Source organism: Rahnella sp. CG8, assembly GCF_023701875.1.
In the GTDB taxonomy this organism is placed as follows: Bacteria; Pseudomonadota; Gammaproteobacteria; order Enterobacterales; family Enterobacteriaceae; genus Rahnella; species Rahnella aceris.
Map to the genome: position 1 here is coordinate 228,118 of NZ_JABAED010000004.1, position 25,746 is coordinate 253,863.

18 protein-coding genes are annotated in these 25,746 nt (G+C 48.0%); 14 read left to right on the forward strand and 4 right to left on the reverse strand.

Going from position 1 to position 25,746, the window contains the following annotated elements:
- Positions 1-248: 248 nt before the first annotated feature.
- The 3 genes from HGO41_RS05935 to hsdR all read right to left on the reverse strand — a co-directional run bounded on the left by HGO41_RS05935 (position 249) and on the right by hsdR (position 5,950).
- Positions 249-1,970, reverse strand: coding sequence for a restriction endonuclease subunit S (locus tag HGO41_RS05935; protein WP_250980855.1), 1,722 nt, complete (start codon positions 1,968-1,970; stop codon positions 249-251).
- The gene (locus HGO41_RS05940) at positions 1,970-3,442 is read right to left on the reverse strand and encodes an N-6 DNA methylase (protein ID WP_250980856.1); all 1,473 of its coding nucleotides are present in this window, start codon (positions 3,440-3,442) and stop codon (positions 1,970-1,972) included. The genes HGO41_RS05935 and HGO41_RS05940 overlap by 1 nt, the downstream gene beginning before the upstream one ends.
- Before the next feature lie 72 nt (positions 3,443-3,514).
- Positions 3,515-5,950, reverse strand: coding sequence for an EcoAI/FtnUII family type I restriction enzme subunit R (hsdR, locus tag HGO41_RS05945; RefSeq protein ID WP_250980863.1), 2,436 nt, complete (start codon positions 5,948-5,950; stop codon positions 3,515-3,517).
- Positions 5,951-6,352: 402 nt separating this feature from the next.
- On the opposite strand from hsdR, the gene zorA1 reads away from it, so the two are divergent.
- The 11 genes from zorA1 (at position 6,353) to HGO41_RS06000 (ending at position 20,551) form a co-directional block, all read left to right on the forward strand.
- The gene (gene zorA1 / locus HGO41_RS05950; RefSeq protein ID WP_217244426.1) at positions 6,353-8,542 is read left to right on the forward strand and encodes a type I Zorya anti-phage system protein ZorA1; all 2,190 of its coding nucleotides are present in this window, start codon (positions 6,353-6,355) and stop codon (positions 8,540-8,542) included.
- A 14-nt stretch (positions 8,543-8,556) separates the two neighbouring features.
- Positions 8,557-9,300, forward strand: a complete 744-nt coding sequence (gene zorB1, locus HGO41_RS05955) for a type I Zorya anti-phage system protein ZorB1 (protein ID WP_166860579.1) — start codon at positions 8,557-8,559, stop codon at positions 9,298-9,300.
- Positions 9,297-10,973, forward strand: coding sequence for a type I Zorya anti-phage system protein ZorC (gene zorC, locus HGO41_RS05960; protein ID WP_217244427.1), 1,677 nt, complete (start codon positions 9,297-9,299; stop codon positions 10,971-10,973). Before zorB1 ends, zorC begins: the two co-directional genes overlap by 4 nt.
- Positions 10,973-14,221, forward strand: a complete 3,249-nt coding sequence (gene zorD, locus HGO41_RS05965; protein WP_217244428.1) for a type I Zorya anti-phage system protein ZorD — start codon at positions 10,973-10,975, stop codon at positions 14,219-14,221. Before zorC ends, zorD begins: the two co-directional genes overlap by 1 nt.
- Before the next feature lie 56 nt (positions 14,222-14,277).
- Positions 14,278-15,276: a restriction endonuclease gene (locus HGO41_RS05970; protein ID WP_166860573.1), complete on the forward strand. Its 999-nt coding sequence runs from the start codon at positions 14,278-14,280 to the stop codon at positions 15,274-15,276.
- A 193-nt stretch (positions 15,277-15,469) separates the two neighbouring features.
- A complete protein-coding gene (locus HGO41_RS05975; RefSeq protein WP_255347879.1) occupies positions 15,470-16,912 on the forward strand; it encodes a sugar porter family MFS transporter in 1,443 nt (480 codons plus the stop codon).
- Positions 16,913-16,960: 48 nt separating this feature from the next.
- Positions 16,961-17,515 carry a sugar O-acetyltransferase gene (locus HGO41_RS05980; RefSeq protein ID WP_013576524.1) on the forward strand — a complete coding sequence of 185 codons (555 nt, stop codon included), beginning with the start codon at positions 16,961-16,963 and terminating at the stop codon, positions 17,513-17,515.
- A gap of 352 nt (positions 17,516-17,867) precedes the next feature.
- Positions 17,868-18,263, forward strand: coding sequence for a (R)-mandelonitrile lyase (locus HGO41_RS05985; protein ID WP_015690278.1), 396 nt, complete (start codon positions 17,868-17,870; stop codon positions 18,261-18,263).
- 346 nt (positions 18,264-18,609) lie between these two features.
- Positions 18,610-19,614 (forward strand): diguanylate cyclase, encoded by a 1,005-nt coding sequence (locus HGO41_RS05990; protein WP_015690277.1) that lies wholly within the window; start codon positions 18,610-18,612, stop codon positions 19,612-19,614.
- A gap of 28 nt (positions 19,615-19,642) precedes the next feature.
- Entirely contained in the window at positions 19,643-19,996 is a 354-nt protein-coding gene (locus HGO41_RS05995) for a hypothetical protein (protein ID WP_037037007.1), read from the forward strand.
- 33 nt (positions 19,997-20,029) lie between these two features.
- Positions 20,030-20,551, forward strand: coding sequence for a cupin domain-containing protein (locus HGO41_RS06000; protein ID WP_013576520.1), 522 nt, complete (start codon positions 20,030-20,032; stop codon positions 20,549-20,551).
- A 39-nt stretch (positions 20,552-20,590) separates the two neighbouring features.
- Here HGO41_RS06000 and HGO41_RS06005 read toward each other — a convergent pair whose 3' ends face one another.
- Complete coding sequence (locus tag HGO41_RS06005) at positions 20,591-20,836, reverse strand: hypothetical protein (RefSeq protein WP_013576519.1); 246 nt, start codon at positions 20,834-20,836, stop codon at positions 20,591-20,593.
- A 311-nt stretch (positions 20,837-21,147) separates the two neighbouring features.
- Between HGO41_RS06005 and HGO41_RS06010 the strand changes: the two genes are divergently transcribed.
- The 3 genes from HGO41_RS06010 (at position 21,148) to HGO41_RS06020 (ending at position 25,699) form a co-directional block, all read left to right on the forward strand.
- Entirely contained in the window at positions 21,148-22,161 is a 1,014-nt protein-coding gene (locus HGO41_RS06010; RefSeq protein WP_013576518.1) for a Ppx/GppA phosphatase family protein, read from the forward strand.
- A 116-nt stretch (positions 22,162-22,277) separates the two neighbouring features.
- Entirely contained in the window at positions 22,278-24,377 is a 2,100-nt protein-coding gene (locus tag HGO41_RS06015) for a prolyl oligopeptidase family serine peptidase (RefSeq protein ID WP_153374607.1), read from the forward strand.
- Between the two features lie 191 nt (positions 24,378-24,568).
- A complete protein-coding gene (locus HGO41_RS06020) occupies positions 24,569-25,699 on the forward strand; it encodes an ABC transporter substrate-binding protein (protein ID WP_037037011.1) in 1,131 nt (376 codons plus the stop codon).
- Positions 25,700-25,746 lie beyond the last annotated feature (47 nt).

Consider the following 25,746-nt stretch of genomic DNA (forward strand, 5'->3'; position numbering starts at 1 on the left):
ATTATTTAGGGTGAATCAAAGTGCGCGGCATTATTACACAATGTCGCCTAGTTATGTCTTTCGGAACGCTAATTCCGGCTGCGGATTTTGCCGCAGCAAGGAGACTTTATTCCTGCTGCCGAAGCAAAGAAACCGGCTGGATGCATTTACAGGGAGTTGTAATCAGATTTGGAAGATATCTCGCAGGAAAGACGAAACGGCCAGCATGGTACTGACCGTTTAAGTGCTTGGATTTTAAAACGGATGAACTAATTCAGTGCAGCCTCTGTTAAAGCATCCGCCAGGTGAAGTTGGGTTTGCTGGGCGGATTGCAGGCGGGATTTGAGATGATCACAAGTACCAAATAGGGCATTAACCCTCGACACTATTCTCTCCTGCTCATTCAACGGTGGTAATGATATAACGGGTTCGATAACATCTTCTCTTGAAATTCCAGGTATAGCTATACCTACACCTTTCGCTTGAAAATAGTCATACATGCTTGATAACAATAATTTAAAATAGTCACAATTTGCGCGAACTGTTCTAATAGCCATAAGTTGTCTACTGATGGCTATCTCTACGTTGGCAACATTGAGTTTCCCTAAGCCCGCGCCCTTACAGGTAACAAGGATATCTTTAGGTTCAGCCACTGCTCTTTTTTCGATTGTGAATTTTGAATACGTTGGATTCAAATCACCGAATTCAGCCGGACCAGTAATATAGGGAATTGCTCCTTCGATTATATTTTCAGTGTACTCATTTGGTTTTAGATGCTGCCCAGATATTAAATGGATACAATGTCCTAAGCGACACCATTCCCACCCCATCGGCAACTCAAACGGTTTCTCATCCTCACTAATCGCTGGCAAAGGTTTTTGCTTTTTAATTTTCCCTTCTTTCACCAACTGCGCTTTTTCCTGCTCAATACGTTTAAGCAGTTCTGAGGCGGGTTCATCGTTCGGGTCTTGCGGTACCAGTTTACCCATCACAGCCAGTTGCAGAATGGTTTGCTTAAGCGCATCGATGCTCGCTTCGGTGGTAAACAGCGTATCGAAATACTGGTTTATTCGTGCCCAGTTTTCGGAGAGTTCTTCGGCATTCTGGCTTTCGGTCAGCGTTTCCAGCAGGGTTGCTACCAGTTGATGATGTGCGTCCAGACTGGTTAACGATTGCTGTTCCAGCTGGTCGCAGAGGGACATTAGCTCTTTAACCCTCGCTACGACTTTTTTTTGTTCAAGCATTGGAGGCAATATTACTGGAATCTCTTTGAGTTTTGCAGCCTTAATACCCGTAGCTGTCATCCCCGTAGATTGATCATTAAGCTGTGATTGGAACGGTTTTGCTAAAATTTGAATAAGCATAAATGGACTTATTTCTGGAATATGCCATTGAAAACATATAGAGCGTTGTGCAAGAGCAAATTTATCATTCAAATCAATAATTGCTGCATTACCTAGAGGAGCTTCTGTGGTGAATAAAATATCACCATTTTTAGGAAAACCTCTTGTCATCCATGATTGGTAATCTTGTTCAGCAATGAACTCTTCTGGATTAAGGTCGATAAAACCTTTTTTAATATTTTTAGCTGTTATGATCCTGATGCCAGACTCTGTCTTTTTTGGAGTTTTACCACGATAATCGATAAACTTTGCTAAATTTCCCAGTCTTATCCATGACCAATTTTTAGGTGTTTCAAGGTAATAATCGGCGACATTGATATTGCCGTTTGCAGAGGTTTTCATGCTGCCATTTTTTGCTAATTCTTGCTTTCTTTTTTCATTAGATCTCAATAACTCCGATGCAGGCTCATTATTCTGGTCCTGAGGCACCAATTTGCCGCGCACCGCCAGCTCCAGAATCAACTCGCGCAGTTTCTTAATGCCATAGAGGTCAATTTTTCCATTACTGCCGCGCCCGGCTGTGGAGCGGGTTTGCAGCGCAGAGGACCAGATATCGATATGGTCGGTGATCAGTTTCTCAACGGTCATCAGTTCGCCTCCTTGCTGCCCGCCAGAGCCGCACCAAGAATATCGCGCAACTGGTTACGCAGCTCGCTGATTTCAGTTTGCTGCTGCTGATACTGACCTAACAACGCATCCGGATCGTGGCTGATGGTTTCGCCCTGATAAGGGTTTTTAATGTCTAGATTGAAGTTGCGAGCAATCACGTCATCAATACTGACTTTCCAGGCCTGATGGCTTCCTTCGCGGCTGGCAAAACCATCGCCTTCATCGCCCCACCAGTCGATTTCTGCCTGGAATTCTTCAAATTTCATCGGGCGGGTTTTGTTGTAGTTCTTCACGCCTGCCGGGTACGGATGTTCGTAGAACCAGATATCTTTGGTCGGCTGGCCTTTGGTGAAGAACAGGATATTGGTTTTAATGCCGGTGTACGGGCTAAACACGCCGTTCGGCAGGCGCACGATGGTGTGCAGGTTACACTCTTCGGTCAGCATCTTTTTGATTTTGGTTTTTACACCTTCACCAAATAAGGTGCCGTCAGGCAGTACCACGGCGGCGCGACCTTTATCAGCCAGCACTTCGACGATCAGTTGCAGGAACAGATCGGCAGTCTCGCGGGTCTGCATTTCGGCCGGGAAATTCTTCTCGATGCCGTCTTCTTCTGTGCCACCAAACGGCGGGTTGGTGACAATCACGTCTAACTGCTCATCCCAAGAGGAGAGCGGTTTGTTTAGCGTATTGTCGTGGCGAATTTGCACCGGCACTTCAATGCCGTGCAGCAGCATGTTGGTGGTACACAACAGATGTGGAAGCTGCTTTTTCTCAACGCCAAAAATCTGCTTTTGCAGTATCTGATGGTCATCGGTAGTTTTGACATAATGCTCTTTGACGTGGTCAAAGGCACAGGCCAGAAAACCGCCGGTGCCGCAGGCCGGGTCCATAATGGATTCGCCCAGTTTCGGGTCGATGCGGTTGACCATAAAACGTGTTACGGCGCGCGGGGTATAGAACTCACCGGCATTACCGGCGCTTTGTAAATCACGCAGGATCTGTTCGTAGATATCACCAAACAGGTGGCGTTCATTGCTGTTGCTGAAATCAATTTCGTTCAGCTTGTTGATCACCTGACGCAGCAAAGTACCGTTCTTCATGTAGTTGTAGGCATCGCTGAAGGCCTGCTTCACCACAAAACCGCGCGGATTAATATCAAGCGGCGCAGTCAGGTTTTTCAGTGCCGGGAACAGGTCGTCGTTAACAAACTCCATCAACGCATCGCCGGTGATCCCTTCATTATTGGCCGCCCAGGTGCGCCACAGATAACGCTGCGGGATCGGCAGACGGTAATCATCCTGCTCGAGTTCCAGCTCTTCTTCCTGTGTATCGAAAATCTTCAGGAACAGCAGCCATGAAAGCTGGCCAAGACGTTGAGCATCACCATCGACACCCGCGTCTTTACGCATGATGTCCTGCAGGGATTTAATGACGGAGCTAATAGACATAGTGGTTTCCATACTTCAAAAAATGATGCCACCGGAAGCCTTAGCTCCCGGTGGCAGAAAAGTGTCGTGCAATCAGGCGGAGCGTGGCGATGGCTGGTAGATTTCGTTTTCCAGTTCGTTCACGGCGTTCTCATAGGATTTTTTATCGCCAAAGCTGTTTTTGATGATTTCTAACGGGCGGCCAAGGGTATCGAAAGGTTTCAGTTTTAGCACCTGAATATCTTCAATTTCGTGCACACCCTGATCGGCATATTTGTCCAGCAGCGTATTCAAAACGTTCTGTGCGGGGGCGGAATATTTGGTGAAGTAATTACGCTTACGCACGTTGTCCGCGCGTTCACGACGCGTCAGCGGCGGCTGACCGTAAACGACGTGACAGAGCAGATCAAACGGGTCGAGATCTTTACCCACTTCTTCCGCCAGCACTTCCCACAAAATACCCAGTTCCTTCAGTTCATCAATGATCACCTGTTTGCGGGTGGCAGACTGCCACTTACGGGTAAAATCATCAAGCGATGCGTAGTCTTTGTCTTTCAGCAACGTTTTGCGGGTGTAATCCTGGAAGGATTCAGTGACCAGTTTGCCATCCGCATCGTAATACTGAACGCGTTTTGCCAGCACTTTCACCGGCACGCCATTCACGTAGAATTTACGGATTGGACGCTCTTCATCTTCTTCAAAAGGCGCGAAATCCGGATCGGGCGTAACGTTATATTCTCCCGGTGTTTCATGAACCGCTAAGGTATCAGGATCCGGTATTTCATCCGTAGATTCATCTTCCAGCATTTCATCAAACTCAGAATCCGGATCGGAGATGTCCTCCGGCGTGGTGCGGATAACTTTTTCCGGCACGCCATCAAAACGTTCATCGGCAAACAGTTCGGTGGCTTTTTTAAAGTCGAGAATGGTGAACCACAGTTTGCCGAATTTCTCGTTGATACGCGTACCGCGCCCGATGATCTGTTTAAACTTGGTGATCGACTGAATATTTTGGTCCAGTACCACCAGCTTGCAGGTCTGGGCATCGACTCCAGTACTCATTAGCTCGGAGGTGGTGGCGATAACCGGATACGGCTTTTTCGGATTGATGAAGTTATCCAGTTGTGCCTTGCCGATGGCATCATCACCCGTAATTTTCATTACATACTTTTCGTTTTCCAACACCCGCTCAGCGTTGAGGATCACCAGCGCGTGGCGCATCCTGTCCGCGTGGTCGATGTCGTTACAAAAAACGATAGTTTTATCCATCGGGTTAGTGCGTTTTAAGTAGTCGGTGATAGTTTGCGCCACCAGCATTGTGCGTTCTTCAATGACCAGGTTACGGTCAAAATCCTTGATGTTATAAATACGATCCTCAATGGCTTGACCATATTTATCCAGTTGACCTTTAATGGGCCGCCAGCCCTGTACGTCCACATTGATATCCACACGGACCACTTTGTAGGGCGCCAGAAAACCATCTTCGATCCCTTCTTTTAGAGAATAGGTATAAACCGGTTCGCCGAAATAATCGGTGTTGGAGACTTCATCTGTTTCTTTCGGGGTTGCCGTCAGGCCGATCTGCGTGGCGCTGCTGAAGTAATCAAGAATTTCGCGCCATGCGCTGTCTTCCGACGCGCTGCCCCGGTGGCATTCGTCAATCACGATCAGGTCGAAGAAGTCGGGCGCCACTTGTTTATAGGCCTTTTGGTATTCCTCCGGTCCGGTAATGGCCTGATAAAGTGCGAGCTGAATTTCGAAAGCAGGGTCAATGGTTCGTCCGGTGACTTTTGCCATCGCGGTGCCAAAAGGCTGGAAATCATTATTCTTTGACTGATCGACGAGGATATTGCGGTCAGCAAGAAACAGAATGCGTTTCTTATTTTTTGCCTTCCATAAACGCCAGATGATTTGAAACGCGGTGTAGGTTTTACCGGTACCGGTCGCCATCACCAGCAGTACCCGCTTTTGTCCGGCTGAAACGGCGGCAATCGTTTTGTTAATTGCCTGAAGCTGATAATAGCGTGGCGATTTTCCCGTGCTGTCATCGTAATAATCCTGACTGACGACGGGTAATTGCTCAGTAGTGAAACCTTTCCACACGCAATACTTTTGCCACAGCTGCTCTGGCGTCGGGAAATCCTTCAGTGAGATTTCAGATTCAATGTGGGCTGCGTTCGTTTTGTCATGAAAGATATATCCATCACCGTTTGAGGCAAAAACAAACGGAACATCAAGCAGACGGGCGTAATCAAGCCCTTGTTGCATACCTTTACCGATCTCATGTTTGTTGGCTTTAGCTTCGATGACTGCCAGCGGTAATCCGGGTTTGAGATAAAGCACAATATCTGCTGATTTCACTGAAAGGCGCGCCGCCAGTTTGCCGCGCACGACGACTTTACCATCGCGGAGTTTAACTTCTTGACGGATTTGCGTCATGACATCCCAGCCCGCCTCTTTCACAGAAGGGAGGATGAATTTGGTAATGATATCAGTTTCAGTCAGGTTGCTTTTATTCACGCCAGCCATAGCAAAGCACTCAACAGAGAAGGGGGGAAGCAGGGATTTTTGCATACATTGATGCGTTAAGTCATGACCTAAAACGGTATTTTGAATCCCGGTACTTACGGGTACTTAGTTAGGGCGAGCTAAGAGCTCAGTAAGGGACTTTTATTGACCTGATCGTGATGTTGCTTTGATTCTGGCTTTTGACGCTTGTACTGCCCGCATATCGCGTTATTATTTTGTGCATTCCCTCTCAGATTTCAGCTTTTGCGATTAAGACTATTGTTATTCCACGCCTTCGTATCGCATCGGCTTAAGTAAAACACAGCATAAAAACGAAACAGTGCAAAACGGTTGACCAATTTGGGTTAAATGTCCTCGCGTTTTTGCCGATAAGTCATCAATAACTTTGGGTAAGGGCTTTACATGGAACGGCTAAATTCATTATTGGTCATGTTGACGTCAGTGCAACCTGCCTACGTACCGGTCACGGTTTTTTGCTTTGTCATGGTGGCATTGTTCTTTTTCTTCGTGTTCTACCTTATTCCTGCTTTCAACATTGTCCGCCAGCTGAAAAGTAAGGCAAAAGTGATCGCCAGATGGACGGAGGAATCACCCGCTAACAAATTGAAAAATCTGGGTGAATTACTTGTTTATAAAACCATGAAACATTCATGGAGCGAATTTAAGGAATCCCTCCATTCCCAAAAAAGAGAAATCGACGGAGAATATAAACTTCAGGAAGTCCGTGCTACGGCGCCTGCAGCCGCTTATTTTACCGATCAGCAACAAGTCGACATTCCTCTTAATACCGAATTCTTTAAACATCTTCCGGGTATTTTGACCGGTATCGGGATTATCGGAACCTTCTACGGTTTGATGATTGGCCTTAATCATTTTGATCCCAGCAGTCCGGAACAGGTGAGTGAAAGCGTTAATGCATTATTGAAAGATGTGCTGTACGCATTCCTGGGATCTGCATTCGCGATATTCGCTTCCATCGTCGTCACCTGGTTTGAAAAATTTTCTATCGCAAAATGCTATAAACATCTGGAAAGATTCAATTCTGCGATTGATAGCCTGTTTGAAAGTGGAGTCGGTGAAGAATATTTAGCCGAGCTGGTTAAATCGAGCAATGAAAGCGCCACTCAGGCACGTCAGCTAAAAGACGGTCTGGTGACAGACCTGCGTACTATGCTCCATGAATTGGTCGAAAAACAATCGAGCGAAAATGAAAAACTGGCGCAAACCCTTTCTTCGACTTATCGCGAGACGGGGCAGCAATTTGCTGAACAAGTCAGTGGCGCCATTGAAACCAGTCTTAAATCCCCCCTCGATAAAATTGCCGGTGCAGTACAAACGGCCAGTGGCGATCAAAGTGGCCAGGTTCACACCATGCTTGAGGATGTGCTGACCGCTTTTATGTCAAAGCTAGATACGACCTTTGGCAAGCAGTTTGAAAATATGCACGACATGATGGGGAAATCCGTCGGTGCTATTGAGTCAATGCAGTCTGGATTCTCAACGCTATTACAAGACATGCGCAGTGCCAGCGAAGAAACCAAGCAAGGCAGCGCAGATTTGATGGCGGATTTGCTCAGAGAGATGAAAGCTGGGCAACTGTCGATGCAGTCCGGAATGAGCGATATGCTTGCCAGCTTGCAATCTTCTGTCGCAAAAATCGGTGCTGAAGGTGAGGGTGCCGGTGAACGCATGGCCCGGCAGTTTGAAAGAATGTTTGCTGACAGCGAAGCGCGTGAAAAAGCGATGGCTGATCAGATGAAGGAATTTATCGCATCTATTCAACAGACCTCCCAGCAAGGCCAGAATGAAACTATGCAAAAAATGGCCTCTTCAGTGGAGGCATTAGGGGAGCAATTAGGCTCTCTGTTTACACAACTTGAGCAGGGCCAGCAGCAACTCAGCAGTCATCAGCAGGAGACACAAACTTCCCTGCATCAGGAGACTCAGCAAATTGTTTCTGGTTTTGAAGAACAGGTCAAAACCTTGCTGGGTGCACTGAACGATCAGCAGGAAGCAACAGAAAACACGCTGCGCAAACTGGCTGAGCAAACCACAACCCATCTTCAGGATATGAATACCGGTGCAGACAAAATGCGCGTTGCCGCTGGACGCTTTGAAATTGCTGGCGATAAGGTCAAAGAAGCTAACCACCTGACCGCTGAAGTGCTTGATAAAGCGCAAGGGGCAGGGAATGAGCTGGGACTGGCAAGCCGTGAACTCAGTACAGTGGTTGCCGACTATCGAAATAACCGTGATGCAGTGGCGAAATCTATCACCTTGCTGGAAGGCATTGTGGCGAACGCTCAGGCTGAACTGGCAACACGCACTCAGTTCCTGAAAGACCTGAAGCAGCATAGCGAAGGGCTTGAGAAGTACAACAAGGAAGCTAAAGAGTTTCTGGAAAAAGGGGGGCAGGTGCTTGCGAACGGTTTTAATCAGTTCTCTGACAGTATGCGAACCAATCTCGATAAAACATTGGGTGCTTTGGATTCTAATCTCGATACCGCTGTTAAACGCCTGGGCAGCGGGATTGAAGAGCTAAGCGAAAGCATTGAAAGTCTCGAAGAAGTTCTGTCGAAAACGCCAGCATGAGGAGCGCCTGAATCATGTTTGGTCAATCATTTCGTGTAAAAAATCGTCGGTCTGATGAAGCGGAGAAACCCTTCTGGATTTCCTATGCTGACCTGATGACGGCGATGATGGTGCTTTTTTTGGTGGTTATGGTTGCCTCGCTGAGCTCTGTCACTCAGCGAATTCAGCGTGTCGAACAGGGAGAGAAATTGCGCGGGCAGGATATTACCCGCCTGTGCGAGCGTCTGGAGTTACACGCTAAAAATCTGAATAAAACCATCGTAGTAGACTGCCGCGATAACCGCATCAGTTTTGGCGAAGCAGGTCGTTTTGATCATAACCGATTCTTCCTTAATGCAGACGGGCAGAAGGCCTTGCAGGATGTTGTTCCCCTGGTGCTTGACGCGGCGAACAGTGACGAGGGCAAGAAGTGGTTTAAACAAATCGTTATAGAAGGTTTCACTGATACTGACGGTTCATATTTGTATAACCTTCATCTTTCATTACAGCGTTCTGAATGGGTGATGTGCAGCCTGTTAGACAGCCGAAGCCGGCTTCAGCAGCAGATCACACCGGTGGAACAAGAACAGATCCGTAAGCTATTTTTAGCCGGTGGCGTCTCATTTAACAATGCGAAAGAAAGTAAAGAAGCCAGCCGCCGTGTCGAGCTTCGGATGCAGTTTTTTGGCCTGAAAGATGAACATGAAAAACCTGCTGTTGATGTTGAGGGCGTCGCTGTGCCTAATGCAGAGAAATGCCAACTGGAGATGCCAATATGACGTCCATCCTCAGCCTGTTATCCGCAGGTATTTCATCGACATTGCAGCGTCATAGTGGTATCGATGCGCCGCAGTTCACTGAGTTTCCTAAGCTGAAAGCGGCAGAACAGCTTTTAGCCAGAACTATGGAAAAAAGTGAGAAGACGCTGGTGCCTCCTCTCGAAAAAAGACTGCAGGCTATTCGGGCGCTACGCCAACTCAAGGTGCTAAGTTTGCATGACTGGCGACTGATTTTTGCTGGCTTATCGGATAAAGATCCTGATGCCACCTATCCTGTGTTGCTTGACGATGATTCGTTATATAGCCGTGTAGAACAAGAAATACAAAAACGTATCGATAAAAGAACGCTGAAGCGTCGTGAGTGGAAGTTTTTATGCAGCAGTTATTTTGGATATCACGAAAAGAAACCCGAGGAAAATAACAACTGGTGTTCTTTACGGGAGCATTTGCGTATTGGTTATGGACTTCTGAAAAGTAAAGTCATTCGCGAGAAAAGCTGGATGCGGGTAATAGATCAGTATCGCGATTTATTTACATCTTCAGCGGGCGAACTGCTGGCAGAAAAAATGAGTTCAGGGGAGATTGTTGATTTCTCCGCACTTGAGACGATTGCTCAGATCCCTGATAACAGTTGGCTCTGGTACCGTGCCTTTGTGGTGCTTTTAAGGCATGTGAAGGATCTTGAAGAAGATGAGTTTAAACGGCGTATCCCTCATCTTTTGAGACTGGCGCAGGAACGTGATCGTTACCGGGATATCATTATCCGGGCCTGCCTGACCCAATATTATCGTTCCTCGTTTAGAGAGGTTTCTCACCCTCAGTTAAAACAGATGGCTCTCGATAACTGGGGGAGTCCGCAATTACGCAGTAAAGAAAACGTATGGCTGACACATTTAAAAGACCCGGATTCTTGTGAAAAAATTTGCGGCATGGTGCGAAGCTGGCTGGCAAAAGAAGATCTTGAACATTTCTTCTATCTGCTTAAAGGCAGTGGTGACGTCGATCATGCTCGCTTATTTTATTGGCTACGGTTTGCTAATCAGATGAGTTTTACCCGAATCGTAATGGGATATGATGCCAGGCATGATATGCGCTCAGACTTTATTGCATTTAGACAAAAAAACAAAGGTCGCCTTAGTCATCTTTCGGGAGGAACCAGTGCTGATAACGCCGTAATTATGCAAATAGGAGATTACTTATTTGTAGAGTTCTCACGGACAGGGAATGCACTTTATGTTTATAAAGCAACTAATGCTCCATTCAATCCAGAAGCAAAAGAGCTGCATCTTAATGACGTTCTGAAGAGTGGTGATTTAAAATATCGCCATGCACCAAGAGCAGTAGATTATAGCAATAAATATCTGACGGGCTGGATGTTGACCTACGAACAAGAATTAAAAAAACTGGGAATAAAATACCAACCTGAAGATGTTGCACAAGCAAGGCAGTTTGAAAATATAGATCCTGCATCTGAAATAAAAAATCATCATTCCCGGGAAGATGAGATAAGGAACGTACTCAAGAATATCTCCGGCACCGTTACCGACAAACGAAACCTGGGCGGTGCTCTGCACGTTCGTTTAACCCATCGTGACCCCGAAGCTATCACAAAACTATTACGCCTTGGCTTCGCAGAGAAACATGGCGACCCACTTTTGTTCTGGAGTAAATAATGCTTAAGCGTCTGCTCAGTAAATTTAAGGGTAATCATTCATCCGCTGAACAGCTGATAAGTCATCAATATAGAACAGAAGAAGCCGGGTTATCGTTCTCTTTCGCGCTGGCTGATGATGATGCGATGTGGCCTCTGGTCGCTTATATGGAGCAGCTCTCTGAGGAAGAGTTTGTTTCTACACTCTCCGACCGTTGGTTGCTCACATGGGATGAGCTATACCGTCTTGCTGAAGACACTGAACATCAGACCAGTCTGCCCTTATTAGGTATTCCGGACGTTATTTCATTGCGGGTGAATCTCGGTGGTAATGGCAGTCTGAGTGATGAAAATTTCGGCTTATACATTAAAGAATGGAAAGAAATTCCATCAGGCCGCGCCATTGAATTTGAGCGCACAGGCGCAGTGATTGAAACCGCGCAGGGGCATTTCCTGCTGAGTAAAAATAACTGGCAGTTGTTATCCGCCCTACAGCAATTTCGAAAAGAACAGGAAACGTCCTGCACCGAAATAACACATCAGTTGGGCTGGGCTAAAATCAGAGGACTGGCAAAAAAAGCTTCCGCAGAATTAGATGATTACTTAACGAAAACCATTGTTGTAAAACCTGAGTCGCTCAAACTTAAACTTCGCAAAGTGATGATTCAGGATATGCCTGTTATAGAAATAGAACCTTCTTTCGAGGATCAGCCGAGGCAGTGGTTGAATAACTTCGACAGCAGTCGTCTGGTTCAGGATCAGTATCGTATTCCCGGCGAAGATGGTTCACTGAGCCATGTCATTATTTCCCCGGAGGTCAAAGAAGTTTTGTCTTCTGTTCATGCGATAACGGGCAGGCGTGTTGCGGGTGATGATGCCATGTCTTTTATCCGCAATCCCTATACGTTTATCGGGGAGGATGCTGCAGGTGTTGTTTCTCCGGAGCAACATGAAGAAGCATTACAAAACGCGCATATTTTTTTCCATCGCTTTCATCTTGAACCGCAATTCAATACTGAAAATACGAAAATAGCTTCAGTTTTGCTGACGCTTAAAGCCTTGGCTGCTGTCCCCCAGCCCCCTGTTACTTTTGAATTCGTCAAACCTTACGAACTGGATAAATTTGTTGAGGAACTTGCGATTAAGCTTGCTTCTGGTTTACCTGCAGGTATCTGGCAAGGCTATGAACTTGAACTGAGTCAGTTTACGTTGGGGCAACTTCAGGAATATCAGACACTGCTCGCCCGCTGGGAGCAGGAGTCTACAGGTGCAGAATTTGAAGATGTTTTGGACTTAAAAAAATATGGGGATCGGGTCATTGGGATTGGTGAATTTGAGAAAGTGACCTCCCCATTTTTAGTGAAAAGCGACAGTGAAAATTGGTTACCCGGTGAACTGGAACATGGTTTACTTTCTGAGGATTTCTTTGAAGGGTGGGATCAAAAAAGTCTGGATCAACTGATGGCACTTGATGAAAGGATTGAGCTTGCTGAACAACAGCAAGAATCCTCTGTTTCAATGCCCTGGAATCAACAAACCTTGCCTTTAGACGATGCTAAATCCTTCCTCAAAGATTGGCAGAAAAAAATTGAAGCCTCCTCTCAGGATGAGAGAGCAAACCCTTCCGGGCCGGATAAAAGGGCTGTTTTACAGGTTGAACAGAACATCGAAAATGTTGCATACATAAAACAGAAGCGTGATGCGCTTTTAAATGCAAGAGGCGCGGAACCTGTTTTACCTGGTTTGCTGAAAGAACATATTCAACTGCGCGATCATCAACGTCAGGGCGTCGCCTGGTTACAGCAACTTTTTCTGAAATCCCCTGATCAGGTTTCCGGATGCTTGCTGGCGGATGATATGGGGCTCGGTAAAACACTACAAATCCTCACTTTCCTGATGTGGTATATCGAGCAAAATCCTGAAGGATTACCAACGATGATCGTTGCTCCTGTATCACTGTTAGATAACTGGGAGCGGGAACTTGATAACTTCTTTTATACCGCAGGGGTAAAGGTTCTTAAACTCTATGGGGATGCAGTCAAAGCGGTGAAATTCCACAAGGATGAAATTCCGGCGGAATTAAGAGCACAGGGGATTAAAAATCTGTTGCGACCAGGGTGGGTGGACAATGCGAAAATTGTTTTGACCACCTACGAGACATTACGCGATCAGGAGTTTTCTCTTGGTCGGCAGAAGTGGGCAATCATGGTCTGTGATGAAGCGCAAAAAATAAAGAATCCGGCGGCGTTAATTACTCATGCAGCTAATGCGGTTCAGGCGCAATTTAAAGTCGCGTGTACGGGTACGCCGGTTGAGAATACGTTGGTCGATCTCTGGAGTCTTTTCGATTTTGCACAGCCTGGATTGCTGGGGGCGCTTAATGATTTTGGCCGTGAATTCCTGAGGCCAATTGAAGGCGGGGAACAGTGTAATAACAAAGCCTTAGAATTATTGCGTCAATTGATCGAGGCTCAAACTCTCAGGCGAACTAAAGAAGAAGTGGCAAAAGATTTGCCGAAGAAACTGGAAGATTCCTCATGCAAGCAACTGATTATGGTGCCATTGCAGCGGGATCTCTATATTTCTTCCATTGCATCCTATCAGAACAAACAGAAGCTGCAGGATGAACTTGAGCAGGCTGGCATGGGTATGCTTGGTTTATTACACCGGCTTAAATTAATTTGCGCCCATCCCTACAGTGTCAAACCTGATAGCCGATTCCGAGAGAATTCGCCAAAGATGGCATGGATGATGAAAAAACTTACGGATATTCAGGCTGCCGGTGACGACAAGGTGATTATTTTTACTGAGCTTCGGGACATACAGCGTGAATTACAATATGCAGTTTCACAGCGATTTGGTTTCAAACCTTATGTGATCAACGGAGATACCAGTACAAAAAGCTCCAGCGCAAATAGTCGGCAAAAACTTATTGATCATTTCCAGGAACAACCTGGCTTCGGCGTGATTATATTATCGACAGTTGCAGTGGGTTTTGGTGTTAATGTACAAAAAGCAAATCATGTCATTCATTTTACTCGCTGCTGGAATCCAGCTAAAGAAGATCAGGCCACAGATCGTGCCTATCGTATTGGGCAGACAAAAGATGTGTATGTTTATTATCCAACCGTTCGTGATGCGACCATGCCCACATTTGAAGAAACTCTCGACACATTACTGCAAAAACGTCGGGCATTAGCAAGAGACATGTTAAGTGCGAAAGGCGACCTTCATACTGATGACTTTAATCAGATTTTAAACACTCAATGAAGAAGGGCGGAGATTTATTTTAATCGACGCAGACTTGATACAAAAGCAGAGAATTTATGCACACTAAAATGTGGATGACTCGCGGTGATAGCGGGAAGCTTTATGATGATTTTCGTGAGCGTGGTGTGGCAGCAATTGGCTGGTCATTACTGGCACCTTATGTAAAATCTGGCATGACACGTGCTCAGCTTACTGAGCGTTATCTGGAAATGGAACCGCAAACGAAATCCGGAACAGTACGTTCTGGTGTTTCTCAGGTATGGCGTTTTATCAATGAAGTTAAACAAGGAGATTGGGTAATCACCTATTCTCCTGCCAATCGAACTTATCTGGTTGGTAAAGTCGTTTCTGATTTTGAATTTCATCCTGAATGGATGGAAGAGGGGATGGGTATTGCCCGGAGAGTTAAATGGAATACTGAAGAAGTATTTCGGGATACGCTGAGTATAGCCAGCAAAAATACATTAGGATCTACGTTAACTGTTTTCCAGCTACCCGAGACTGTGGTGGCTGAATTGCTAAAAGATAAGTCTGTAATCACCCGCCCACTCTCTGTTACTGACGATGTAAAAGATGTTGATGAAGACCCATTGTTAGGTATGGAAGCGTTAGCATTTGAACGTATCAAAGATAAGATTAATTCTCTGGACTGGGATGAAATGCAGAACCTTGTTGCCGGCGTACTGCGCAGTATGGGATATAAAACACAAGTTTCTCCAGCCGGAGCAGATCGTGGTAAAGATATAATAGCTTCGCCGGATGGTTTTGGTTTTGAGAACCCACGAATTGTTGTAGAGGTTAAACATCGTAAGGCGCAGATGGGAAGTCAGGAACTCCGAAGTTTTATTGGCGGACGTCATAAAGATGATCGCGGTTTGTATGTCAGCACGGGTGGTTTCACGAAAGAAGCACGGTATGAAGCAGATCGTTCCACAATTCCTCTCACGCTATGGTCTCTGGATGATTTAGTACGTGCACTGATTTCGAATTATGATCAGGTTGATATTGAAACGAAACTGTTGGTGCCACTGAAACGAACGTATTTACCGGCCTGATATTATCATGCGGTAGTCATTCTGATTACCGCCTCAATACTTACAAGCATAGCCATCATCTTCTCCCCAGTGATCCCGATCACAGAAAGTCCGGTGCAGCACGATTGTGTATATATGTGCCTTTCCTGCTCTCACCCCACAGGGCACTTGTGCTTATCGTAATGGCTGAATGATTTTTTTCTGATGTCCGTTGCTGTATTCCCCCTTTCCGGAGAAAAAAATGTCGTCATCTGATGTGGTTAAACTGACTGAAAGTTCGCTCAAAAACACCAAAGTGATGAACCTGTTTGTGTCTTTTGCGGCGGCGATGGCGGGGCTGTTATTCGGTCTCGATATTGGTGTGATTTCTGGTGCGCTTCCCTTTATTACCGAACATTTTGTGCTGAGCAGCCGCCAGCAGGAATGGGTTGTCAGCATCATGATGCTCGGCGCAGCGTTCGGTGCGCTGGCCAATGGCTGGCTCTCTTTCCGGCTGGGACGCAAATACAGCCTGATGGCGGCAGCGCTGTTGTTTATTCTCGGTTCTCTCGGCTCCGCCTTCGCTTCCAGCATTGAAATCCTGATGGTGTCGCGCCTGATCCTCGGTTTTGCTGTCGGCATTGCGTCCTACACCGCACCGCTGTATCTGTCTGAAATGGCGTCAGAAACCATTCGCGGCAAGATGATTGCCATGTATCAGCTGATGGTGACGATCGGCATTTTGCTGGCTTTCCTTTCTGATACCGCATTCAGCAGCAGCGGTGACTGGCGCGCAATGCTGGGCGTGCTGGCGATTCCGGCGTTTGTGCTGATGATTGCGGTGTGTTTTTTACCAAACAGCCCGCGCTGGCTGGCCGCCAAAGGGCAGCATATTGAGGCCGAGCGTGTGTTGAGAATGCTGCGGGATACCTCGGAAAAGGCCCGCCAGGAACTGAATGAAATCCGTGAAAGCCTGAAACTGAAACAGGGCGGATGGGAATTATTTAAAGCCAACAGTAATGTGCGCCGGGCCGTCGGCTTAGGCATGTTGTTGCAGGCGATGCAGCAGTTTACCGGCATGAATATCATCATGTATTACGCGCCGAAGATTTTTAATCTGGCGGGATTTACCAGTACACGCCAGCAGATGATCGCCACGATTATTGTCGGTCTGACGTTTGTGCTCGCGACGTTTATTGCCATCGGCATGGTTGATAAAGCGGGACGTAAACCGGCACTGAAAATTGGCTTTAGCGTGATTGCGCTCGGCACGCTGGTGCTGGGATATTGTCTTCAGCAATTCAATCAGGGCACGGCCGGTGCCGCACTTTCCTGGCTGTCGGTCGGTATGACCATGATGTGTATTGCCGGTTACGCCATGAGTGCGGCGCCGGTGGTATGGATCCTGTGTTCTGAAATTCAGCCGCTGAAAAGCCGTGACTTTGGTATCACCTGTTCGACCACCACCAACTGGATTTCAAACATGATTATCGGCGCTACTTTCCTGACGCTGATGGACAATATCGGTGCAGCAGGGACATTCTGGCTGTACACCGCGCTGAACGTGATGTTCGTGGTGATCACTTTCATCCTGATACCGGAAACGAAAAACGTCACGCTGGAGCAAATAGAAAGAAACCTTATGTCCGGAAAAAAACTGCGCGATATCGGGCAGTAAACACGCCGGTGATTCATTGTGGATGTGAACAATATCAGGGAACAGTTGATGCGCGACTTACTCAAAATGACCAGCGGGCTGGATTACTATATTAATGATAACGAATTACGTGAAATTCGTTATCAGACCCGCGATAAAGTGGATGGATTTAATGCGCTGAGCGCCCGTCAGACGGCGGAGAAAGACGCCCTGATCAGGGAAATATTTGGGGAAGTGGGCAGCAATGTCCATTTTGAAAAAGGCATGCGCATTGATTACGGCATAAATACCCGAATCGGCAATAATGTTTTCATCAATTTTAATTTTGTGTTACTTGATTGCGCGCCGGTCACAATAGGGAATAACGTTTTTATCGGTCCTGATGTGCAAATTTATACCGCACAGCATCCGCTGGATATTGATTTACGTCGTGAACATATTGGCAGCGCCCGGCCAGTCACTATTGGCAACGATGTCTGGATTGGCGGTGGATGCGTGATTTTGCCCGGCGTGACCCTTGGCGATGGTTGCACGATTGGCGCCGGAAGTGTGGTCACGCGACCGGTGCCAGCGGGCGTGGTTGCCTGTGGAAACCCCTGCAAGGTGGTGCGGAAACTGACGTAATGTTTACCTGACCGTCTCTCCGACATAAAAAAGCCCGCTCTGAGGCGGGCTGCAAATGCAAAAAATACAATATTTCTTAAAGTGCGAACAGAATGAGACAAAATTTAAATAAAATCAATTAATTATCTTCCTGAAATAAGTGTCCGTTTTTTAGAGATGATTGTGATCAAATCGTGATCTTTATTGTTATTTTTATATCGCTGTCCTGCCGCGCGTGCTGACTTATGAATTTATCTCATAGCTCCTTTCATATTTTGCCCTCTGGTCGTCATAAACGAACGGCGCTATTGTTTATGACATGACGAACTTTCCAGCAGCAGTCCCCCAGGCGGAGAATGAAATGACTGATAAAATGAAAATTACCAAAAGTGGTTCTGTCCCTTCACAAAACGGCCCGGAAAATTACTTCACCGGCAAGGTGCGTATCGACTCGCCGTTCAGCGGCACTGCCTCTGCCCGTGTCGGTGGCGCAATCGTGACCTTTGAACCGGGTGCGCGTACCGCCTGGCACACGCATCCGCTGGGTCAGACGTTGATCATCACACAAGGCCGTGGCTGGTTGCAGGAGGAGGGCGGCGAAATTCGCGAAATGAATGTGGGCGATATCGTGTGGATCCCGGAAGGGGTGAAACACTGGCACGGCGCGACCCCGGAGAATGCCATGACGCACATCGCGATTGCCGAGTCCCTGAACGGCAGTCCGGTTGAGTGGATGGAAAAGGTGACGGACGCACAGTACAGTAAGTAATCACCTGTCCCGGTGGAATTTATATAACCTTTGCTCAAAAGGGCGGCGTAAAAGCCGCCTTTTTTGTGGCAATATATTGTGACTGCATAAAATCGATACAGTTATTTCTGTATTTCCGAATTTTTATCCTAAATTCTCTGGTTAACCATTAACCTGTCTTATTTAACGCTAAAAACCCCCGTTGTTCGGCGCATTAAAATTATCGCTTTCAGTAGCTCTGAGATAAGTAACTCGACTAATATAAATAGAAATCAACTCAAGAGCCGTTTCCCGTATGCCATATTATTCTCCAGGTGAAAGTCTCGTCCGTGAGCGCTCAGAGCGCTTCTTACGGCGAATGTACTTAATGCGGATACTTGGCACTTTTCTCTGCTTTTTTCCTGTGTTTTCTGTCCTTCTTGAACGCAATGCTTCCTGGATCGCCATCAGCCTGCTGGCGCTGAATGCCTTTGTCTGGCCGCATGTCGCTATGCTGATTTCACAACGCTCAAATCACCCTAATCAGGCGGAATTCCGAAATCTGGCATTTGATGCCATCGCGGGGGGAGCCTGGGTTGCGCTGATGGGCGTTTGTCCGCTGCCGTCGGCCATTATTACGGCTATTCTCATCGCTGACCGTTTTTCTGCCGGTGGCTGGCAGTTGCTGCGCCGCGCTGCGCTGTTTTATTGCGCCGGTTTTATTGTCTGCTGGCTGTTGTCGGGAATGACGTTTTATTTCACCGTCACTGACCGGACGTTGTGGCTGACGTTGCCGCTTTCCACGATTTATATTATTGCTTTCAGTGCAGCGAATTATTCCATTTCCAGAAAGCTGCGGGATAAACAACACGAGCTGGAAAAGGCCGCCCTGATGGATCCTTTTCTCGGTTTGCCTAACAGGCGGTTACTCGACCGGCGTCTGATGCTGGAGTTTGAACGCGCAAAACATGATTTATCCTGCCTGATGGTGCTGGGCGTTGATGACCTGAAAATGGTGAATGATTTGTTCGGGCGTGAAGCGGGGGATTATGTGTTGCGCTCGGTGTCAGCGATTTTACGGCAGGAAACCGGGCAAAATGATTTCCCGGCTATTCTGGGGGGCGATGAATTTGTGGTGATCCTGCCGGGGGTTTCTGAAGAAGAAGCGTATGCCGTGGGTTACCGGTTATTACTGAAAACCTCAGAAATCCGCTTATCGCAGGATTCCGGTTTCCAGTGTTCGCTGAGTATCGGCGTGGCGACATCCCGCAATCATGAAGATTATAACCAGTGGCTGGCGGCTGCCGAACGGGCATTGGTGAATGTGAAACAAAATGGCAAAAACAGTATTGGCAGCGTGAGCAGGACAGATGCTTCTGCTCAGCTACACTGAATAACGTTAACGTTTTCCGGGATGAGTAATGAAAAATATCACCATAATGTGGGTCGCTGCGGCAGTCGCCGCAGGTTTGCTGGCAGGCTGTTCATCTATCGATAAACCGGTTGGCGATGCTACCTATCGCCCGGCCAATTTTGACCCGTCGTTTACGCAGGGCGAAGCAAGTTATACGACATCCGTGTTTTCAATCCTTGAGCGGCAGCGTCGCGCGGATACCTACAAAAAGATCTTCGATTTTTGTAGCGGCAAATTCCAGACGCTGGGTGAAAGCAACGACGGCGAGAAGGTACACATAAGATTTGCCTGTCTGCCTAAAAATATTGCGCAGACGCAAAGTCCGTACTCAATACAGCAGAAGTCGCCTTCGCTGTACTAAAATTGACTATTGGCAATGTTATCCGGAGATTTTATGAGCAAGGAAAGACCTGATTTTATCCGACACTGGACCGAGCTGGAAGGTCCAGACGACGGCAATTATCCCGGCGATGATGAACTGATGTCGATTGGCGCACCGCTCGGCAGAGCGCTTGGCCTGACGAAAATTGGTATTCATCACGAACGTTTATTACCGGGGCGTCGTACCTGTTACGCCCACGCGGAAAGTGCGGAAGATGAATTTGTGTACGTGCTGGAAGGGTATCCTGACGCGTGGATTAACGGCCATCTGCATCCGCTGAAACCGGGCGATGCCGTGGCCTTTCCGCACGGCACCGGTATCTGTCACACCTTCATTAATAACAGCGATGAGGAAGTGCGGCTGCTGGTGGTGGGGGAGGCAAATAAGCCGGAAAACCGGATTTATTACCCTCTGAATCAGGAATACGAAGCGACGCGCAAAGACCGCTGGGTGGATGTACCTGAGCAACAATTTGGTGATCACGACGGCATTTCGGACCAGCGACGTGAACAAAAGAAAAAGCCGGTCAGTTGAATGCCGGCTTTTCTATGGCTGACGTGCGTGTAAACCCATTTATTGAATGGAAAGCGACTGCCAGCGTTGCTGACAATACGGCATCATTCGGTGAATTTTCAGGCTCTGTGCCTGATGACGGTTCAGTGAATAGCCCTCCGGCGTGATCTCTAAGGTGTCGCCGGTTTGCAGCTTAAAATCATTGTCTACGGACAAAATCAGCTTCAGGTTTTTAAAAGCCTGGATACAGATATATTTCAGTCCGGTCTGCGGGATATTCAGGATGTCGATGATCTTCCATTCCATACATTCACTCCTTTTCTGTGGCTGCCTGATTTTCGTTTCCCTTTTCTACCTCAAATCCCTGTCATTTTTTGTCATGACAAAGTAATGATTTCTTTATAGGCGTTCCTGTTATTTCATTGCTTGAAGTGACTCACAAAAAAGGATTGCCGAAACCATGCAGATCGCAGAATGGATTATTTAAGGACAATCCTGCATTTTTCGGAAGGTTATTCAGAACGTAAAAGGAAACTAAAAGACTTGAAATCACCGCCATAAAACGGGTATTTCTGGATGCTTTCTACTTTTCTTTTATTTTTCAGGGGCAGGATGAGATGAATTATTGGGTAAAGGGTTTTCTGGGCACCTTATTCGCGTTGAGCACATTTTCTGTGCTGGCAGAAAACTGTATCGAAACCCGCGGGGCAATTGACATGGGATCCGGCACCACCAAAATTCAGGTGGCGCAGGTTGATATTTGCCGACATCTGCCGGGAAAAGTGCTGTATGAAGACCAAAAGCCGCTGGGCTTTAATGAGGATTTGGGCAAATCCGGCAACAACCAGATCAGCGAGGCCATGCAACAACAGGGCGTGACGGCGCTGAAACAGATGGTCGATAAAGCCCGCAGCTTTCATCCGCAGCGCATTACCGGCGTTGCCACCGCAGTGTTTCGTTCAGCGGCTAACGGTCAGCAGGTCATTGACCGTTTCAACCAGCAGACACAAATCCAGCTTCGTGTGATTTCTCAGGAGCAGGAGGCGGAGCTGGGTTTCCTGTCGGCGAAGGCGGCGCTGCATGACAACACCATCAACAATCAGGATCTGCTGGTCTGGGATATCGGCGGCGGCTCGATGCAAATGACCGCCATCCGCGAACAAAATGGTCAGCCAGTGACGGATATATATCAGGGCAAACTGGCATCGGTAACCCTGAAAGAATTCATTATCAGCGTGCTTAAAAATCAGGAACTGGATAAAGCCGCCTCGCCGAACCCGATTGGATCGCTGCGCAATACGGTGCTGCGTTACGTGAATTTCTACGCGAGGACGCACGTCAGTCCTCAAATCAAACAGGATGCGCAAACCCGCCGGGTGATTGGTATCGGCGGCGTTCATGGTTTTTCGCTGAAAGACCAGATCCATCCGGCGAACAATACTTACAGTCTGGCTGATGTAGAACGCGTGTCGAAAAATCAGGTATGGAAAGGGGACAGTGAACTTACCGGTGAATACCGCGCGACCGATGTCAGCAATTTACTGCTGGTGGAGGGCTTTATGCAGGCGCTGAATATCTCACAGGTGACGATTGTCAAAGCCAGCCTGATCCAGGGCATCCTGGTGCAATAAATTCCTGAAGCGATAAGCGACACTTTTTATCTTGAGAGTAAAAGTTATCGCTGAGAGTAAAAGCGTTGATGTAAAAGCATTCAAAATGGCTGTATTGACTGAAGGAGCAGAATGACATGACAACTGACTCAGGCACTCCCCCGCAGGATGATTTCATCTGGCTCGAAGGTTTACGCAACGAAAAAGCCCTTGAATGGGCGCGTGAGCAAAATGCCATCACGCTGGCAGCGTTTACGCAGGGTCACGATTTCGAGCCGCTGCGGGAGAAAGTGCTGGAAGGCCTGAATTCGCCGGATCAAATCCCCGGCGTGTGGAAATGTGGCAACGACTGGTACAACTTCTGGCAGGACGCGAAGAACCCGAAAGGCATTTTACGCAAGACCACGCTTGATGAATTCCGTAAAGCCGAACCGCAATGGCACACCGTACTGGATATCGATGCGCTGGGTAAAGCCGAAGGGAAGGAGTGGGTGTTTCACGGTTTCTGGAATTTAAAACCGGATTTCGGGCGTGCGTTGTTAGTGCTGTCGCCGGATGGCGGTGATGCCTCTGAAGTGCGCGAGTTTGATTTAATCACTCAGGATTTTGTGCCGGACGGTTTTTATTTGCCGGTCGCGAAAAGCCGCATCAGCTGGATTGACCGCGACCATTTGTTTGTCGCCACTGATTTTGGTGAAGGCTCAATGACCGGTTCCGGTTATCCGCGCATCGTCAAAATCTGGCAGCGTGGTACACCGCTGTGCGAAGCGGTCACGGTGTTCAGCGCAGAAAAGACAGACATGATGGCGGCGGGTTATAGCGATGCCACCAAAGGGTTTGAGCGCAATTATGTGGTGCGTGTCACCGACTTCTATCACCGTGAAGTGTTCCTGCTTGATGACGACAAAAACTTAATCAAAATCGATCTGCCGGCGGATGCCAAATTCAGTAGCTGGCGCGAGTGGATCCTGATCCAGCCTTCAAGTGAATGGCAGGTGAACGGCGAAAGCTGGCCGTCCGGTTCGTTGCTGACCATGAATTTTGACGCTTTTATGGCAGGCGATCGCACGCTGAAACCTCTGTTTATGCCGGGTGCGCATTCTTCTCTCAGCGGCGTGACGGCAACCCGTGACCAGCTCAACGGCTATTCCTACACCCGTGATCATATCATTCTCAGTATCACGCGTGATGTCGTCAACCGGCTTGAAGTGCTGACGCCAAAAGACGGCGACTGGCAGCGTGAGCCGTTCGGTAAAGTGCCGGAGCTGAGCAAAATCAATGCGTGGGGCGTGGATGATGAGACCAATGAATATTTCATGAGTGTCAGCGGTTTCCTGCAACCGGCCAGTTTGTCGCTCGGAAATCTGGATAGTGGCGCGGACGTGGAAGCCGAACTGCTGAAACAAGATCCGTCGCATTTTGATGCCACCCGTTATCAGGTCAGCCAGCATTTCGCAGTGTCCGACGACGGTACCCGCGTGCCGTATTTTGTCATCTCGCGCAAAGATGTGGCGTATGACGGCAGGAACCCGACGCTGCTTTATGGCTACGGTGGTTTCGAAGTCTCCCTTGAGCCGTATTATCTCGGGGTCAGCGGTGTGTCGTGGCTGGATCGCGGCGGCGTGTTTGTGGTGGCAAATATCCGTGGCGGTGGTGAATACGGGCCGGAATGGCATAAAGCGGCGCTGAAAGGAAAACGTCTGCGCGCTTACGAAGATTTCGCGTCCGTGGCGAAGGCGCTGATTGCCAGCAAGATCACCTCACCGGCCCATCTGGCGGCGCAAGGCGGCAGCAACGGCGGTTTACTGGTCGGCAATATGCTGACACGCTACCCGGAATTATTCGGGGCCATCGTGTGTGAAGTGGCGCTGCTGGATATGTACCGGTACACGCAAATCTCGGCTGGCGCTTCGTGGATGGCTGAATACGGCGACCCGCAGAAACCGGAAGAATGGGCGTTTATCCGCGAATTTTCGCCGTATCACAATATCGATCCGGCAAAAAAATATCCGCCGGTATTGTTCTCAACGGCGACCAGCGATGACCGCGTCGGGCCTGACCATGCACGTAAAATGGCAGCGAAAATGCAGGCGCTGGGTATCCCGCAGGTCTATTTTTACGAGAATACTGACGGCGGCCACAGCGCCGCGGCTGACAAAAAACAGTCCGCGTTTAAACGGGTGATGGTGAGCGAATTTCTGCTGCACTTTATTGGCCGTGACAAAGCCAGCGGTTGATATTGCCCGCGAGAGTCTGATGAAAAACGGGATGCCTCTGTGGTATCCCGTTAATATTTCGACATGTTTTAACTCCCTCTGTCCGCTTTAAAAACGTTGCCCCCTTCACCTTTCCTTGTTTATTATTTCGGCTTGTGTTGATAACAATTATCAAAATCATTTTTCATTCATTCTCATTTTCGGGTAATCGCATGTTAAAGAATACTGCTCGCGTGCTGTCTGTTGCCGGTCTGATGGCGGCCTCCTTTGCCAGTTTTGCTACCACGTATCCGCTGACGGTCACGGACATAGCCGGTCAGAAAGTCACTATCGATAAAGCGCCGCAACGGGTCATTTTGCAGGACGGGCGCGATCTTCTGGCGCTGGCGGTGCTGGATAAAGCCAATCCTTTTCAGCATGTGGTGGCCTGGAATAACCTGCTGAAGAAAACTGACAGCGGCACCTGGGAGATGCTGAAAAGCAAATGGCCTGAATCGGCGAAAATCCTCGATATGGGATTCAGCGACAAAGGGCAGGTGGATCTGGAAACGGTGATCGCTAAAAAACCAGATCTGATGATTGCGCAGATGCGGGCGAAAGATTCACTGGCGCAGGCCGGGGTGCTGGATAAACTCGCCGCGTTGCACATCCCTGTACTGTTTGTCGATTACGAACTGGATCCGGCAAAAAACACCGCGCCAAGTATTGATCTGCTCGGCAAAGTGATGAATCAGGAGGATAACGCCCGCGCCTACACCACGTTCTATAACCAGCATTTCCAGGCTATTCAGAAAGCCGCAGAGGCGATTAAAACCAGGCCGAATGTGTTTATCGAGCCAATTGCCGGTCGCGACGACTCCTGCTGTTTCACACACGGTAATGCGGGATGGGGAAAACTGATCCAGGCGGTAGATGCCAATAACATCGGTTCCAGCCTCCTGCCGGGCGCATCAGGCACTGTTTCTCTGGAACAGGTGATCAGCATGAAGCCGGACGTTTACATCATGACCGGTTCGGCACGTCCGAAAAGTGGCTCTGTGACGCATATTCTGCCGTTTGGCTACGGTGCCGATGAAGCGGATGTGGATAAAGAAGCCAAAGTGTTGCTTTCACGCACCGGCGTGGCGCAAATCCCTGCGGTGAATGCGGGCCACGTTTACGGTATTTATCACCAGTTCTACAACCATCCGTATAACATTGTCGGGATGGAATATCTGGCGAAGTTTATTTATCCGCAACAGTTTAAAGATCTGGACCCGGCGAAGACTTACCACGACATCGTACGTAACTATACCAACCTGCCGGATCAGGATTTCATCCTTGGCTGGACACCGAAAAAGTAAGTGCTGATATTTCCCCCGCCTGTGGCCCCGCAGGCGGTTTTTCAATC